The organism is Collinsella sp. AM18-10 (assembly GCF_003471585.1).
Lineage (GTDB): Bacteria > Actinomycetota > Coriobacteriia > Coriobacteriales > Coriobacteriaceae > Collinsella.
The window spans coordinates 19,899-36,798 of record NZ_QRJO01000009.1; the positions used below are offsets into that span (position 1 = coordinate 19,899).

The following is a 16,900-nucleotide window of genomic DNA, read 5'->3' on the forward strand; positions in this document are numbered from 1 at the left end:
CTTATACAGTTGATGGCAAGCGCAGACGGCAGTCAGCAATGGTCGTCCGCGCTCTACTCTACCCGCGGTGACGAGCGCGGCTGTACGGCGTATCCACCATGGGCAGATCCGGACGCAGCTTGCCGTCGAATGCGCGATAGGCGTTCTGCACGGCGGGCGCCGTGGGGATCGTTGCAATCTCGCCGATGCCCTTGCCACCATATGCCACGGGCAGCAGCTCGTCCTTCTCCACGTAGATGGCGTGGATATCCGGAATCTCGGGCGCACGGAACAGCCCGAGCGTGCCGTACCTTGCCTGGGGTACGCAGTCCTTGAGCGGCCAATCCTCGGTAAGCGCATAGCCCATACCCATGAGCACGCCGCCTTCGATCTGACCCTGGATGGAGATGGGATTGACAACCTTGCCGGAATCGTGCGCGGCATAGACCTCGCTCACGCGGCCGTCATCATCCAAAATGACCACATGCGTGGCAAAGCCGTAGCAGATGTGGCTCTTGGGGTTGGGAACGTCGGCGCCCAGCTTGTCGGTCGGCTCCAGGTACACGTAGCCAAACTCGCATCCCTCGAGCGCCTTGATGGCGGCCGTGGGATCCTGAGGATGCATGCCCTGGCCGGCGACGAGTTCCTGCGTGCGCAGCTGATAGGCGCGACCGTCGTCGTACTCGATCTTGACGCCGTCGCCATGCGCGCTCACCGGAGCGGCGGGCGCAGGCTTGCCGGCCTCGATGCCAACCATGGCGTCGCGCAGCAGGAAGGCGGCGGCGCGCACGGCCTCGCCGGTCACGACCGTCTGGCGCGAGCCAGACGTGGTGCCGGAGTCGGGAGCGTTCTCGGTGGAGCACTCGCCGTTGGCAATGCAGCTCAGCGGCAGACCGCACGCCTCGGCAACGTCCTGCAAAAAGACCGTGTTGCAGCCCTGGCCGATGTCGGACGTGGCGGCATAGACCACCGCCACGCCGTCCTCGACGCGAATCTTGCAGCGACCGGCGTCGGGCAGGCCCACGCCCACGCCGGCGTTCTTCATGGCGCAGGCGATACCGGCGTGTCCGGGATGCGCGTAATAGGCATCCTTGACCTCGAGCAGCGTCTCCTTAAGCGCCGTGGAGCAGTCGGCAATCTGACCGTTGGGCAGAACCTCGCCCGGCTCGATGGCGTTTCGGTAGCGGATCTCCCACGGATCCAGGCCGACCTTCTCTGCCAGCAAGTCGATCAAGCTCTCGAGTGCAAACTCAGACTGGCAAACGCCAAAGCCGCGGTACGCGCCGGCGGGCGGGTTGTTGGTGTAGTAGCCAAAGCCGCGGATGTCGGTGTTCTGGTACTTGTAGGGGCCGACGGCATGCGTGCAGGCGCGCTCGAGCACCGGGCCGCACAGCGACGCGTAGGCGCCGGTGTCAAAGTTGATCTCGCAGTCCAGTCCGGTAAAGTTGCCCTCGGCGTCGCAACCCAGCGTAAAGGTGCCGTCCATGGCATGGCGCTTGGGATGGAACGCAAGTGACTCGGCACGCGTGAGCTTGCACTTCACAGGACGCTGGAATTTATAGGCAGCGAGCGCGGCCAGGTGTTGGATAGACACGTCCTCCTTGCCGCCAAAGCCACCACCCACGAGCATGGTCTCGACGACCACACGCTCGGGTTCGCTATCCCAGCCAAACATGTGGGCGCACTCTTTGCGCGTATCGTAGGCACCCTGGTCGGTCGACTGCACCTTGACGCCGTTCTTGTACGGGAAGGCGACGGCGCACTCGGGCTCCAAGAAGGCATGCTCGGTAAAGGGCGTGGTAAAGCGCTGCGTCACGGTAAATGCGCTCTCCGCCAACGCCTTGGCGGCGTCGCCGCGCGTCACATGGCGGCTCTGGCACACGTTGTCCTTGAGCTCTACCGTGTTGCCAAAGGCAAAGAAGCTGTCGTGCAGGCGCGGGGCGTCGGCAGCCCTGGCCTCGACAATGTTGCGCACGGGCTCCAGCGGCTCGTAATCAATCTTTACGAGCTTCTTGGCCTTCTCGAGCGTCGCCTCGTCCTCGGCGACCACCAGCACGATGGCATCGCCCACGCAGCGGGTGATATCGCCCGCCGCGATCATGACGTCCCAATCCTGGATAAGGTGGCCGACCTGGTTGACCGGCACGTCCTCAGCGCGCAGGATGCCCACCACACCGGGCAGGGCCTCGGCCTTGGAGGTATCGATGGAGAGCACACGGGCGCGCGGATACTTGGAGCGCACGGCGCTGGCGTAGGTCAGACCCGGCTGATCGAGCTCGTCGATGTCGTCGGGATACTTGCCCTCGCCGAGCACCTTCTTGCGCACGTCGATACGGAAGGCGCGCTTGCCCACGCCGTAGTCGTCGCCGCGCTCCAGATCCTCGTCGATCTGCTTTTCGCCGCGGAGCACCGCAGCGGCCAGCGAGATGCCCTCGATAATCTTCTTGTAGCCGGTGCAGCGGCAGACGTTGCCGCGGATGGCGTACTTGATCTGCTCCTCGGTGGGCTCGGGGTCCTCGGCGATGAGCGCCGCGCCCGCCATGACCATGCCGGGGATGCAAAAGCCGCACTGCACGGCGCCCACGGCGCCAAAGGCGTACACAAAGGCCTCGCGCACGTCCTCGGGCAGGCCCTCGACGGTCACGATGTTACGACCGGCGGCAAGAGCGGTGGTTAGCACGCACGCCTTGACGGCCGCGCCGTCTACATGGATGGTGCAGGTACCGCAGGCGCCCTCGGAGCAGCCGTCCTTGGCGGAATGGATGTGCAGGTCGTCGCGCAAGTAGCGGAGCAGCGGCTTGTTCTGAGTCGTCGTGCGTTCGACGCCGTTAACGGTAAAAGTGAATTCCTGTGCCATGGTGATTCCCTTCTACACGCCGGCGGCGATGCCGGTGCGGTCGTGGATGGCGCCATGCGGGCAGACGACGGCGCACATGCCGCACGACAGGCAGTCCACGCCGTCGATATGGGCGCAGTTGTCCTCGATGCGGATAGCGCCGGCAGGGCACTTTTTAGCGCACATGCCGCAACCGATGCAGCTCGTGTCGCAGATCTTGCGCGCAATGGCGCCCTTGTCGGTGTTGTTACAGCGCACCAGAATGTTCTGGTAGCCGGGAACGAAGGCAATCACGCGCTGCGGACACGCCATGCCGCACAGGCCACAGCCCGTGCACTTGGAGCGATCCACGCGGGCGATGCCATCGACCAGCGCAATGGCGCCGTGGGGGCAGGCCGTGACACAGGCGCCACAGCCAATGCAGCCTTCGCTGCAGCGGGCGTCGCCGCCTGCGGAGGCGCAACCGCTTCCGCAGGCAACGTAGGCCACGTTATGTTGAATGGATTTGGCCATAAGAGACTCGCCTATTTCTTAAGGAGATACGGATAGCTGTCGCGCACGGCCTTGATGGTCAGGCGGACAGCCTCGGGCAGACCGGTGTTGACGGCATCGACCGAGACGGTGCGGACCGTGCCGGCGACGCGGACTTTAAAGTGGTCCTCGTCCACAGCCAGGAAGCCCTCGTTCTCGGAGTTCTCCATGTCCTGCTCGCTCCAGAACAGGGTGAGCTTGTCCTTGTAGGGACGACCCTCCTGGTAGGGGCAGAACACGGCGCAGTTGCCGCACTCGTTGCACATGCCGTCGACGTGGACGACCTGGTGCTTGGCCAGGCCCGGCACCTTAATTGCCACGTTGGCGCGGTTGGGGCACACGTCGCAGCAGACCTCGCACACCGAGCCGCAGCCCAGGCAGCGAGTCTTGGTGCAGTTGCGTTTGTCACGGCACAGCGACCCCTTGCGCTCGTAGCAGGCGTCCTCGCGACCGGCCTGCTCGTTGCAGTCGGCGTACTTGTTAAAGTCCACGCCAGCGATGGCACGGGCGACCTCGGCGGCATCGGCGATAGCCTCGACCACGGTGGCCGGACCACGACGGCAGTCACCTGCAGCCCAGACGCCCTCGACGCCGGTGGAGGTGGCGGCAAGGCGGCCGCGACGGTCGTGCTCGACGCCCGCGGCGTCGTACAGGCTGGCATCGATGCCCTCGCCCACGGCGCAAATCACCGTGGTGGCGGGAAGCTCGACGGTCTCGCCCGTGGCGACGGGGCTGCGACGGCCGCTTGCATCCGGCTCGCCAAGCTCCATAACATCGCAGGTCAGCACGGCGCCGTTGAGCGCCTTGGGCGCCAGCAGCTCGCAGAACTCAACGCCGTCGGCAAGAGCAAGATCGAGCTCTTCCTCGTCGGCGGGCATCTGCTTCTTGGTGCGGCGATACACCAGGCGCACGTTCTTCACGCCAGCCAGGCGCTTGGCCACGCGGGCCGCGTCCATGGCGGTGTTGCCGGCGCCAATGACCACGACGTCCTCGCCCAGCTCGAGCTTCTCGCCCTTCTTGGCGGCCTCGAGGAACTCCAGCACGTCGAGCTCGGCACCCTCGCCCAAGCCCGCAGAGCCGGGCATCCAGGCACCAGTGGCCACGACTACGTCGGTAAAGCCCTGGGCCTTGAGCTCGTCAATGGACTCCACGCGGGCGTTGAGCTGCACCTTGGCGCCAAAGGCCAGACAGAGCTCGGCATCGTGGGAGATATCGTCGCTCGCGATACGGAACTCGGGGATCACGTGACGGACCACGCCGCCGAGAGAGTCGCGGGCCTCGAAGATAGTGACGGGCACGCCGGCGCGCGTCAGGAAGAACGCCGTCGCCAGACCGGCCGGGCCGCCGCCGATAACGGCAACGTTGCGCTCGGCGTCGTTGGCAATGGCCTGGGCGCGCAGCTTGGGCAGCACGGCGGTCATGGCCTCGCGGGCGGCCTTGAGCTTGCTGGCGCGAATCTGGGCGCCCTCGGGCTCGTAGAATGCACGCTCGCAGGCACGGCCGCAGGGATGCGGGCAGATGGTACCGGTAATGAACGGCAGGGCGTTGCGCTCGATGATGATGTTGAGCGCGTCCTCGTAGCGGCCCTCGTCAACAGCCGCCAGGTAGGCGGGAATATCCTGCTGGATGGGGCAGCTCGTGCGGCACGGCGTGGTAAAGCAGTCGGAAAGCGGGCTCTTGCCGGCGACCTTGCGATCGGGCAGCGGGCGCAGCGGCTTCTTGTAGAGCGGGTTGGTGAGTGAGTCGGTCTGGATCGCGGTCACGGCCTCGAGAGAGACGCCCGCGAACGGCTTGCCGTCCAGATCGGTAAACTCGCTGGCCATCTGGCTAAAGCGCTCGTAGCCACCGGGCTTGAGTACGTCGGTCGCCAGGGTAACGGGCCAAATGCCGGCATCGTACAGGGCACGGATGTTGTAGACCGTGGCACCACCGGAGTAGCTGATGCGCAGCTTGCCGTCAAACTGCTCGGTAATGCGGCGGGCAGCCTCGATGGTCAGCGAGAACAGCGAACGGCCGGACATATACATCTCGGTGGAAGGCAGCTCGTTCCTCGTCACGTCGACGGGGAACGTGTTGGTCAGCTTGACGCCAAACTCCAGGCCGCGCTCGGCGCACAGGGCAATCAGGCGCTCGAACATGGGCACGGCGTCGACCCACTGCAGGTCCTCGCGGAAGTGCGTGTCATCGAAGACGATGTAGTCAAAGCCCAGCTCGTTGAGGCGCTGGCGGGCAAACTCATAGCCCAGCAGCGTGGGGTTGCACTTGATGTAGGTATTGAGGCCCTTCTCGGTGATGAGGTAGGTCGCAATGCGCTCGATCTCCGCCGGCGGGCAGCCGTGCAGGGTAGACTCGGTGATGGAGTTGGAGACGCGCGCCGGGATGGACTCGACAAACGCGGCATCGACATGCTCAAACTTGTCCAGGTTAGCGAGCGCCCACGTGCGGCACTCGTTCCAGACGTCGGAGCCGCTGGCGTCCTTCATGCCCTCGATGTACGCGTCGACCTTGGGGCTCTTAATGCCCTCCAGGTCATAGCCCACCGACATGTTGAAGACAAAGCCGTCCGGGCTGCCCAGGCCGTACTCACGGGCGATCAGGTGGCAGGCGAACCATGCCTTCACGTACTCGGCAAAGGCCTGCGGGACCTCGAGCTCGGTCGACCACTCGCAGTTGTAGCACTCGTCCTGCGCCACAATGCAGGGTTTGTTCACACACTTGGAGAGCTCCTCGCCATCCATAACCTGAACGGTCTTGAGCTCAAAGAAGCGGGAACCGGCCACATAAGAGGCCACGATGTTCTGGGCCAGCTGCGTATTGGGACCGGCGGCCGGGCCAAACGGAGTCTCGATGCGCTCGTCAAAAATGGGAAGCGCGCCCTCCTGGTTGGCCGTGACCATCTTACGCACGCCAAAGATGGCGTCCTGGGTCTTGTGCTCCTCGATGATCCAGTTCATCAGCTGCGAAAACGGGATCGGCCTCATGATGTCGCTCATAGTGAGCTCCTCTCTGTAACGCCCGGCGAGACCGCGCGGCGGGCGCAAATACGGTGTAGCGCTAGCACAGCGCCGGCGACCCCGCGGAGGCCGCCTATGCGCGCGTCGGATGCGGCGAAACATCCGACGCGCGCGAATCTCCAATTGGAATTAATACACGCGATCGTTGAGCGTGCTCCAGAGCTTCTTGGACTCGGCCATGGTCCACGCGTTGATCTTGTCCTCATCAATCCCAACGAACTTACGATCCTTATACAGGACGCGGCCGTTGATGATGGTAGTGCGGCAGTTTTTGCCCATCATGCCAAAGAGCATGTGGCCGTCGATGTTCTCCTCGCTCAGCGGCGTAAAGGGCTTGTAGTCCATGACGATGACGTCGGCGGCAGCGCCGGCCTCGAGCACGCCGAGCTTGCGATCGAAGTACTTGCTCGCCATCTTGGCGTTGTTCTCGAACAGCATCGTCATGGCCTCGCACCAGCCCACGTTGGGCATGGCGGCGTTGTGGCGCTGAATGATCAGAAAGACCTTGAGGCTCTCGAGCATGTCGTGGGTGTAGGCGTCGGTGCCCATGCACACGGGGATGCCGCGGCGGAAGAACTCGAGCACGGGGGCGCAGCCCACGGCGTTGCCCATATTGGATTCGGGGTTGTTAACGAGCCAGGTGCCGGACTCCTTGACGATGTCCATCTCGGCGGGCGTCACGTGGATGCAGTGGCCGAGCATGGTGTCGGGACCCAGCAGGTTGTGCTGCAGCAGGCGCTCGACGGGGCTGATGCCACCGCGGTTGAGGCGGGAGTCCCACACGTCATTCATGCCCTCGCACACATGGATGTGGAAGCCGGTCAGGCCGTTGTTGGCCTCGGCCATCTTATCCATGGTCTCGTCCGACAGCGTAAAGGTGGCGTGACCGCCAAACATGGCGGCGATCATGTGATTGTCGTTATCGCGACGCTCCTTGGCGGCCCACTGGGCAAACTCGGCGTTCTCGGCAATGGCCTGGTCGCATTTTTCCTGGCCGCGGCGGTCGGAGACCTCGTAGCACAGGCACGAACGCATGCCCAGCTCCTGAGCTGCATCCTTAATGGTAAAGAGGCTGCCTGGGATCTCGCAGAAGCTCGCGTGGTGATCGAAGATCGTTGTGACGCCATCGCGGATGGAGTCCAGAATCGTGGCATAGGCGCTGGCCTTGGTGCCGTCGAGCGTCAGGTTGTCATCGATCTTCCACCACTGCTGCTCAAGATTCTCCAGGAAGTTGGTGGGGTTGCAGCCCTTAATGGCAAGGCCGCGAGCCAGACCCGAGTAGATGTGGGTGTGGCAATTGATGAGTCCGGGCATGATGAGGTTGCCCTGGGCGTCGACGTACTCGGCATCCGGGTACTTGACCTTGAGCTCGCACTCGGGGCCCACTTCGACGATCGTATCTCCGTCAATGGCGACCGCACCGTTTGGAATAAACGGGGTCTGAGCGTTGCGGGTAAAAACGGAACCGTTAGCGACCAGAAGCATGGATGCTCCCTTCAACATCAGAGGCGGGGTTTGACACCTCTGACATGGCGGAGTGCGAAGCGCCGGCCTACACCGGAAACGGGCCCTCTCCCGTCAACGCTTCACCAAAGGGACAAACCCTTTGAAGTGCGGCTTGACGCCGCATGACGTCGGCGGACGAGGCGATGCGTCCGCCGACGAATAGCACCGAATTGGTTACTTCTTGCTCTCGGGCAAGACCAGATCCACGGCAGCGTCCTTGGCAGCATCGATGTGCTGAGCCACGACCGGCGTCTGCGGAAGAATCAGGTTAAGGACGATGGCCATGATGGCGGTGGGGGTTACGGCATTGGAGCCGATGACGGTGGACACCCAGGCGGGCATACCCTCGCCGGCAAGGCAACCGCTGGCCATCCAGATACCCAGGCCAAAGACGACGGAGGTACCGACGATGGTGGTAGTGCGCTGCGTGAGGCCCTCGCGGGTGAACATGCGCACGCCGTTCATGGTAATGGTGCCAAAGACGCCGACGGTCGCGCCGCCGATGACGGGCTGCGGGATAGCGGAAAGGACGGCAGAGAGCTGCGGGAACAGACCGGCGATGGCAAAGACGGCCGCGATGATCACAAAGACCCACTTGTTGACGACCTTGTTGGAGCAGATGATGCCCACGTTCTGGCCAAGGGCGCTGGTGGGAAGACCGCCCAGCAGGCCGCCGACCATAGAGGTGAGGCCCTGGGACACGATAGCGCCGGAGAGCTCGCGCTCGGTGGGCATACGGTCGATTGAGCCCAGGCAGGCGGCGGAGACGTCGCCGATAACCTGGATGGCAACCATGGGGAACACGACGGCGAGGGTAATGCAGACCTCGGGATCAAACTCGAGCGCATAGGGCATGAGCTTGGGAAGGGCGAAGACCTGAGCGGTGGCGACGCTTGAGAAGTCGATCATGCCAAAGGGGATGGAGACGATCATGCCAACGATCATGCCAAAGAACACGGATCCCAGCTTGAGCGTGCCCTTGCCAAAGTTGGCGAGCGCAAAGACCACGGCGAAGGTGATAAGAGCGACGCACCAGGCCTGCGGGGTGCCCCACAGTGGCGTACCCATACCGCCGGCCATATACTTGACGGCCGTGGGATACAGCGAAACGCCGATGGAGAAGATGACCGTACCGGTCACGACGGGTGGGAACAGCCACTTAATCTTGCTGTAGGCCAGACCAAAGAGGACCGCGACGGCACCGCCGACAATCTCGCCGCCCAACAGCGCGCCAAAGCTAAAGCCCGAGGCGCCCATGGCCTGCAGGGCCGGGAGGAACGCGAACGAAACGCCCATGACGATGGGCAGGCCGCCGCCGATGCGACGGAAGGGGGCAAAGGCCTGAAGGGCCGTGTCGATCGCCGAAAGAATGAGCGCGACCTGGATGATGTCGGTGCTCTGCTGGCTATTAAAGCCGTAGACGCCGGCCATGATGACAGCCGGGGTGATGATGCCGGCAAACGATGCCAGTACGTGCTGAAGGGCACACGGGATCATTTCCTTAACGGGAGGCATGCCTTCACGAGTGAACAGGGCTTCAGTGCCGTTCGTAACCGTCTCCTGGGTCATTTGACCACCAATCCTCGAAATAGTTGTTTTCGCATCTAACGCTCTATTGTGACGCAGTGCGGGGTTGAGGTTGTGCCTTCGTTGCATATCGTATTAAAGATGATTCTCATTCTCAATAATAATTTTTTGTTATCAGACTATTCTTCAGCTGAGATAATGCATTTCCGCAGGTCAGGAAAGTGTCTGGTCAAAATAGCATCTAACTTTTCTTTTGGTCAACCGTTTACCGCCAAAATCATACCGTTCGTCTGCATTACGTCATGTACCTGCGGATATACGAGATGATGAGCAGCGTGTTACCATGAGAAAAAATTGTTATGAAACTTCCGCTTTCACCCAAAGGAGTTGCCCGTGAACGAGACCGTACGTCGCTTTTTGCCGATGGTCGATTTCCTGGAGCAGATACTCGGCAAAAACAGCGAGATCGTGCTGCACGATTTCTCGGATCCCGACCACGCCATCGTCGATATTCGCAACGGCATCGTGAGCGGCCGTAAGGTCGGCGGTCCCGCCACCGATCTGGCGCTCAAGATCATGCACGACCCAAAGTATCGCGACCTGCCGTTTATTACGGGCTATGAGGGGCGCGGTGCCGGTGGCAAGACGTTGGAGTCAGCGACGTACTTTATCCGCGAGGATAAAGAGATCGTCGGCATGCTCTGCGTCAACACCGATCTCTCGACCGTGCGCTCCATCAACGCCATGGCACAGCAGCTCATGGCCTGCTTCGACGCGGCGCCGACGCGCACGGAGCCCGCCCCTATCGAGGTCGAAAGCCTTTCGGAGTCCACACAGGAGCTCATCGACCGCAGCATTGCCGAGTTGCTGAGCGCGCGCGGGCTGGATGTAGCGTCGCTTGGCCAGAGCGACCGCGTGGACGTCATTCGCCACCTCAACGGCAACGGCGTGTTTATGCTCAAGGGCGCCGTGGCCTGCGCCGCCACCGCGCTGGGCATCTCGGAGCCCAGCGTCTACCGCTACCTGCAAAAAGTTCGCAAGGAGGGCTAAACGTGATCCCTTGGGGACGAAGGGAAACGGATCATTTTTGTCGCATCGCTTGACAAAAGACCCTGCAGCTCGCACGCGCTGCAGGGTCTTTTTGCATGTCATGTTTAGTTGTTACCAACACCTTAGAGAGCGGCGACAACCTCGATCTCGACCAGACCGCCAGCCGGAAGGGCGGCAACCTGGAAAGCGCTGCGCGCGGGGAACGGAGCCTCGAACTTGGAGGCGTAAATCTCGTTCACGGCGGCAAAGTCGTCGATGTCGGCCAGGTAGACCGTGGTCTTGACGACATCGGCAAACGTGGCGCCGGCAGCGGTCAGCAGAGCCTCGACGTTGGCGAGGGACTGCTTGGCCTGGGCCTCGACACCCTCGGGCAGCTTGCCGGTCGCGGGATCGATGCCCAGCTGGCCGGACAGGAACACCATGTTGCCAGTCTGGATACCGGGGGAATACGGGCCGATGGCTGCGGGTGCGTTATCGGAAGACACGACGGTCTTGCTCATGTTTTTCTCCTTACAAGTAAAAGGGAACGGGAGCGCGGCGTTCACACCGGGAGGCACAGTTCGGTCTGAACACCGCGCTTGATTGGGATAGTACTCAAGGTTTCCGCGCGATGCAAGATTATTATCACGCTGCGAGAATATTTTATCGCCCAACGGTTTCCCCGGACCTCTGAACGGTTCTCATGTGGAGCAGCCAGTCCAAGCTGCTGAAGACTTTATCCCGCTTAGAGCACGGGCATCGCCTGCCGCGACGGCACCACTATACTTTTGAGTATCTGAGCATTTTGAAAGGCAGGATATGACCGCAACCGCCAGTCGAACCACCAACCGCAGACCCGAGCTTTTGGCGCCCGCCGGAGGGCCCGAGCCCTTTGCTGCCGCACTCGCCGCCGGGGCAGACGCCATCTACTGCGGCATGGGCAGCTTCAACGCACGCCGCAAGGCCACCAACTTTACCGACGAGGCCTTTGAGCAGGCCTGCCGCGCCGCGCATCTAGCCGGCTCGCGCGTCTACGTCACGGTCAACATCGTCATCAAGCAGTCCGAGATGAGCGATGCGCTGCAGCTCATCCATCGCTGCTCCACGCTGGGCGCCGACGCCTTCATCATCCAGGACTGGGGCCTGTTCTTTGAGGTCAAGCGCACCATGCCCGGCATCGAGACGCATATCTCGACCCAGGCGAACATCCACGACGACCGCGGAACCCTTTGGTGCCGCGAGCAGGGCGCCGACCGCGTGACCCTCTCGCGCGAGCTTTCCATCGACGAGATTGCCGCCATTCACGATGCCGCGCCCGATGTGGACCTTGAGGTCTTTAGCCATGGCGCCATCTGCTTTTGCTACTCTGGCCTGTGTCTGCTTTCGAGCTTTGCCATGGCGGGCCGCTCGGCCAACCGCGGCATGTGCGCTCAACCCTGTCGCCTGCCTTACGAGCTGATCGACGAGAACGGCCGCTCGCTCTCCCCTGCCGGTCGCGAGCGCGCGCTGTGCCCGCGCGACACCAACACTTCGCAGCTTGTTCGCCGTCTGTATGACGCCGGCGCCGCATCGCTCAAGCTCGAGGGCCGCATGAAGGCTCCCGATTACGTGTATTCCACCGTCGACGTGTATCGTCATCAGATTGACGATATGCTGGCCGATGTTTCGACCTCTAAGGACGAGGAAGCCGCCCGTCAGCGCCAGCTCAAGCGCTGCTTTAACCGCGACTTTACGCACGCCTATCAGGACGGCACCTCGGGCGACGAGATGATGAGCTATGAGCGTTCCAACAACCGCGGACAGATCGTGGGCACGGTGCTGGGCAGCCGCCCGGCCAACCGCGATGTGCGCGGCCTCAAGCCCGACGACCGCCGTCGCCGCGCCGCCATCGCCCGCATTGAGCTGTTTGAGCCCGTGGGCAAGGGCGACCTGCTGGAGCTTCGCCACGATAACGAGTTTGACCAGTTCCTGACCACCATTGCCGCCGATGATGCCGCTGCCGGCGATGTTATCGAGTGTCGCGTGCCCCGTAGCATGCCCGAGGGCTGCCGCGTCCGCGTGATTCGCAGCCAGCGTGCCATCGACGCCGCCGGCGCCGCGCTCAAGCGCGATGTGCTGCGCCGCCGCGCTGTTGATGTGTCCGTCGTGGCGCGCATGGGCAAGCCGTTTACTGTCACACTCACCTGCTGTGACGACCCCGCGCTCACCGCCACCGCCACGGGCTTCACCGTCGAGGCCGCCAAGACCCGTGCGGTCGAGGCGTCCGATCTGGTTGAGCACGTCGGGCGCATGGGCTCCTCTCCCTTTGAGGCCGCGAGCTTTGAGGTGGCGCTCGATGAGGGCTGCGGCATGGGCTTTTCCGCCGTGCACAAGGTGCGCGCCGCCGCTTGTAAGGCGCTGGAAGAGGCCATTCTGGCACCGTATGAGGAGCGCGCCCGCACGCTCGAGCTACCGGCGACTGTCACCAATGATTCCCGCCCCGCGCCCGAGCACTACCGCGATGAGCCGCAGATCTGCGCTACCGTCACCTCGCTCGAGGCCGCCGAGGCCGCTCGCGCGGAGGGTGCAACGCGCATCTACATGACCACCGACGCGCTCGATGCGGCCAAGCTCTCCCCCGCCGATACGTTTGAGCAGGGCATCGTACCCGTGCTCGATGAGGTCTGCCGCGCCGTTGACCACGTCCGCGTTGACCCATGGGTTGTTGCTGGCGCCACGGTCGCTATTGGCAACATCTCTGAGCTTGCCCTGGCCGCCCAGGTTGGCGCCACGGCCGAGATTCGCTCTTGCCTGCCGGTGCACAACACGCCCTGCATGGAGGCACTCGCCGAACGCGGAGCCGGCGCGTTTTGGCTCTCGCCCGAGATCACGCTCGACGAGATTGTCTCGCTCGGCGCCGCCGCGCCCGCGGCTCTGGGCATCACCGTCTTTGGCCGCCCGCGCGTCATGACAAGCGAGCATTGCATTCTGCAGGTTGCCAACGGCTGCATCCACGATTGCGCCAACTGCCGCCTGCGTGCCCGCAAGCTCTCGCTCAAGAATATCGACGGAAAGGTCATGCCGGTGCGTACCGACATCCACGGCCGCTCACGCTTGTACGACGCCTACCCCATCGACCTCACGCCGCAAGTTCCGCAGCTGCTCGATGCCGACGTGCGCCGTCTTATGGTCGACGGAACCTTGCTCGAGGCCGATGAGATTGGCCGTGCCGTCGCTCGCGTCCGTCGCGCTGTCGAGGCGGCTCAAGCCGGCCGCAAGCCGGCCGCCCGCCTGCGCGGCGCCACCTCGGGCTGCATGTTTGTGGGAATTAGCTAACCGAAAGGCTTACACGTGAACGAAGAACCTCAAGTCCTCTATTGCGACGCCTGGCTCATGGCCATCGACAAGCCCGCCGGCATGATCGTCCACGGCGACGGCACCGGCGAGCGCACGCTCACCGACTACGCCAGCGACCTGCTGCTGGCGATGGGCGACGGCTTTGCCGCGACCGATATGCAGCCGCTCAACCGCTTGGACCGTGACACCACCGGCGTGGTGCTGTTCTCACTCGACAAGCAGACGCAGCCCGCCTTTGACCAGATGATCATCGACCACGCGTTCGAAAAGCACTACCTGGCGCTCGCCGAGGGCAAGATCGACTGGAACGAAAAGCTCATCGACAAGCCCATCGCCCGCGACCGTCACGACAGCCGCAAGATGCGCGTCGGCGCCAGCGGCAAGCCGTCTCAAACGCGCGTGAAGGTGCTCAAACGTCTTAAGAGCCGTCGTGGCCTGCCCACGCGCTCGTATATCGATGTCGAGTTGCTCACCGGCCGCAAGCACCAGATCCGCGTACATCTGGCCAGCGAGCGCCATCCCCTGGTGGGCGATGACCTGTACGGAACGCCGCGTCCCTACGGCCTGATGCTCCATGCCCACAGCGTGTCCTTTACGCATCCCGTAACCGGCGAGCACATCCACATCGAAGCCCCCTGCCCCTGGGAGCCCTAAACCACCACAAAGGGGACAGGCACCTTTGTGGTGGTTTTGCCGCGATGGCTCTGCCGGATTCCCAAACATCTCGATCTGTAACAGCTAAAGCCCATTTTGCGGTCCATCTGTTACAGATCGAGACATTCGAATCCCCTCAAGGGAATAATCTCAATCTGTAACAGTAACTCGGCAAAATCAGTCCCAGATGTTACAGATTGAGACAAAGGGACGGCGCGGTTCGTAAGTATCTCGATCTGTAACACCTAGCCCACTTTTTACGGTCCAGTTGTTACAGACTTAGACAAACCGGCAGACAACGAAAGCGGCGACGCCCGTGATGGACGTTGCCGCTTTTCTATTGAGAAAACTACTCGGTTTTCGTTACTAACCACCACAATGGGGACAGGCACCTTTGTGGTGGTTTTGGCCTTAGCCCGTCCCCTGTTGTTAGACCGTGATGACGTTGTCCATTGCCCGGTACTTGGCGGGGACCTCGCCTGCGGTAATAATCGTTGCGTCGCGGAAGTCCGCAAACTTGACGGGCGCCACCATGCCAAATTTGCTGGCGTCCGAGATTACGAAGCGTTTGGCCGTATGACGCATCGAGATGCGCTTTACTTGGGCCTCCTCGATATCGGGCGCCGTGAAGCCCTGCTCGGCGGCGATGCCATTAGAGCCCCAAAAGCCACAGTTGAAGTTGTAGCGATCTAAGGTTGCCAAGGCATCGGGGCCAACGAGCGCCTCGGTCTCGGGTTTGAGCTCGCCGCCCAGCACCACGGTACGCATGCCGCGCAAAGCGAGATGCTGAGCATGGAGCACGGAATCAGTCACATAGGTGACCCCTTCGAGATGCGGAAGATGCTCGATGAGCCTGAGCGTCGTCGAACCCGAATCGATGTACACAAAGCTCTCGGGCTCTACCAGCGCCGCCGCACGGGCGCAGATACGTTCCTTGTCGTCGTTATGGAGATCGCTGCGCTCATTAAGCGTTAGGTCGCGCGTCACGTGCGCGCGCTCAAGGCTTGTCGCGCCGCCGTGCACCTTGGCGATGCGGTGCGCTCGGTCAAGTGTCTGCAGGTCGCGTCGAATGGTAGAAGCCGTCACACCCAGGGCATCGGCAAGCTCTGGCACCGTTACTGAGCCAGCCTGTTGCACCATCGAGACGATCGCATTGAGTCTATCTTCCGCGAGCATCGCTTACTCCTCCTCGGGGTAGACGACTCCCCAATCGGCACGGAGCTTGGTCATCAGCTCCATAACATCAGAAGCATAATCCAGAAGCTCACGCTTGGAATCATCGCCGGCGACGGCCTTCTCGAGGTCAGCCATCTCGTAGCATAGGGCGTAAGCCTCGGTGCCCGCGGCGACCTCCTCGCGATGACCGTCCGCAGTCCACACGATCGTCGCATGATCGGCACGCGGATATTCGTTGACCTCGATATAGCACTTATCGAAGCTAATAATCGAGCGCTTGGGCTGCTTGGAGTGGAGCGTAAGACTCACGACGCCCAGCTGCTGCTCGGCGTTTCGGCAGACAATGCCGCCCGCGACATCGACACCAGCCTCGCAGGTGTTGCCGAGCGAAACAACTTCGGTTGGCTGGCTGGCCATAAACAGGCGCATGACCGAAAGGGCATACACGCCAATATCGAGCATGGCACCGCCGGCAAGGTTGCGATTGTAGAAACGGTTGGTCAGGTCGCCGTACTCCTTGTAGCTACCAAAGTTGAGCTGAGCGAGGTTCATGCGGCCGAACTCGCCGGCATCCATGCGACGACGCAGCTCCTGATACAAGGGCATATGAAGCACCGTGGTAGCGTCCATAAGGACAACGTTGTGCTCGGCGGCAATGGCACGGGCCTCATCGAGTTCAGCGGAATTGAGGGTAATGGCCTTCTCGCAGAGCACGTGCTTGCCGGCTGCCAGGGCAGCGCGCAGATAGGTGATATGAGTGTTGTGCGGGGTAGTGATGTAGACGGCGTCGATGCCAGGATCGGCGTAGAGGTCCTCAACCGTGTCGTAGACCTTCTCGATGCCATACTGCTCGGCAAAAGCCTGAGCCTTGGACAGCGTACGGTTGGCGACGCCCGCAAGCTTGCGACCGGCAAGAGCAAGGGACTGAGCCATCTGGTTGGCGATAACGCCGCAACCGATGACGGCCCAATGGAGCTCGGGAGCCGTAAAAATATCGTCGGGGAACGGCTTGTCCTGGACCGAAGCGAACGCTGCTTTGGCGGCTGCCGCGGCGTCGAGCGGAGCCTGCTTGGAATCTGCCATTATGTGCCTCCTGTGTCATAGAACGCCTTGCTTTCTGACAGCTCTATATTCGCACAAACACGCGCTTCTGTGCGCGTTTTTGCGTATATCACCGCTAAACGATCATTGTTGTCCCGAAAACGGCGCATCTATACGCATGGGTGTGCAATTAACGCAATCTAACGCGCATAAACGCGCACACAAGCAATTTGTACAGCGCACCCGCTCATCTATGCTTGCCCATTAAGGG

The 16,900-nt window shown here is 62.3% G+C and carries 11 protein-coding genes; 3 read left to right on the forward strand and 8 right to left on the reverse strand.

Annotated elements, in window-relative coordinates; genetic code table 11:
- Positions 1 to 58 precede the first annotated feature (58 nt).
- From xdh to DW211_RS06690, 5 genes are all read right to left on the reverse strand, one after another.
- On the reverse strand, positions 59 to 2,836 hold the full coding sequence (gene xdh / locus DW211_RS06670; RefSeq protein WP_118259967.1) for a selenium-dependent xanthine dehydrogenase: 2,778 nt from the start codon (positions 2,834 to 2,836) through the stop codon (positions 59 to 61).
- Between the two features lie 12 nt (positions 2,837 to 2,848).
- Positions 2,849 to 3,328 (reverse strand): 4Fe-4S binding protein, encoded by a 480-nt coding sequence (locus DW211_RS06675; RefSeq protein WP_006235055.1) that lies wholly within the window; start codon positions 3,326 to 3,328, stop codon positions 2,849 to 2,851.
- 11 nt (positions 3,329 to 3,339) lie between these two features.
- The gene (ygfK, locus tag DW211_RS06680; RefSeq protein ID WP_118259968.1) at positions 3,340 to 6,339 is read right to left on the reverse strand and encodes a putative selenate reductase subunit YgfK; all 3,000 of its coding nucleotides are present in this window, start codon (positions 6,337 to 6,339) and stop codon (positions 3,340 to 3,342) included.
- Positions 6,340 to 6,489: 150 nt separating this feature from the next.
- Positions 6,490 to 7,845 (reverse strand): putative aminohydrolase SsnA, encoded by a 1,356-nt coding sequence (ssnA, locus tag DW211_RS06685; protein WP_118259970.1) that lies wholly within the window; start codon positions 7,843 to 7,845, stop codon positions 6,490 to 6,492.
- A 195-nt stretch (positions 7,846 to 8,040) separates the two neighbouring features.
- Complete coding sequence (locus DW211_RS06690; RefSeq protein ID WP_055285183.1) at positions 8,041 to 9,435, reverse strand: uracil-xanthine permease family protein; 1,395 nt, start codon at positions 9,433 to 9,435, stop codon at positions 8,041 to 8,043.
- A 351-nt stretch (positions 9,436 to 9,786) separates the two neighbouring features.
- Between DW211_RS06690 and DW211_RS06695 the strand changes: the two genes are divergently transcribed.
- Entirely contained in the window at positions 9,787 to 10,443 is a 657-nt protein-coding gene (locus DW211_RS06695; protein WP_233502309.1) for a transcriptional regulator, read from the forward strand.
- 122 nt (positions 10,444 to 10,565) lie between these two features.
- On the opposite strand, the gene DW211_RS06700 is transcribed toward DW211_RS06695, so the two are convergent.
- A complete protein-coding gene (locus tag DW211_RS06700; RefSeq protein WP_118259972.1) occupies positions 10,566 to 10,943 on the reverse strand; it encodes a RidA family protein in 378 nt (125 codons plus the stop codon).
- Positions 10,944 to 11,241: 298 nt separating this feature from the next.
- Here DW211_RS06700 and DW211_RS06705 point away from each other — a divergent pair, with 298 nt between their 5' ends.
- Both DW211_RS06705 and DW211_RS06710 read left to right on the forward strand, forming a co-directional pair.
- Positions 11,242 to 13,737: a U32 family peptidase gene (locus DW211_RS06705; RefSeq protein WP_118259973.1), complete on the forward strand. Its 2,496-nt coding sequence runs from the start codon at positions 11,242 to 11,244 to the stop codon at positions 13,735 to 13,737.
- A gap of 15 nt (positions 13,738 to 13,752) precedes the next feature.
- Entirely contained in the window at positions 13,753 to 14,412 is a 660-nt protein-coding gene (locus DW211_RS06710) for an RluA family pseudouridine synthase (protein ID WP_233540968.1), read from the forward strand.
- A gap of 429 nt (positions 14,413 to 14,841) precedes the next feature.
- On the opposite strand, the gene DW211_RS06715 is transcribed toward DW211_RS06710, so the two are convergent.
- Together DW211_RS06715 and DW211_RS06720 are read right to left on the reverse strand one after the other, a co-directional pair.
- Positions 14,842 to 15,588: a DeoR/GlpR family DNA-binding transcription regulator gene (locus tag DW211_RS06715; RefSeq protein WP_117639605.1), complete on the reverse strand. Its 747-nt coding sequence runs from the start codon at positions 15,586 to 15,588 to the stop codon at positions 14,842 to 14,844.
- Between the two features lie 3 nt (positions 15,589 to 15,591).
- Positions 15,592 to 16,671 carry a Gfo/Idh/MocA family protein gene (locus DW211_RS06720; protein WP_118259975.1) on the reverse strand — a complete coding sequence of 360 codons (1,080 nt, stop codon included), beginning with the start codon at positions 16,669 to 16,671 and terminating at the stop codon, positions 15,592 to 15,594.
- Positions 16,672 to 16,900 lie beyond the last annotated feature (229 nt).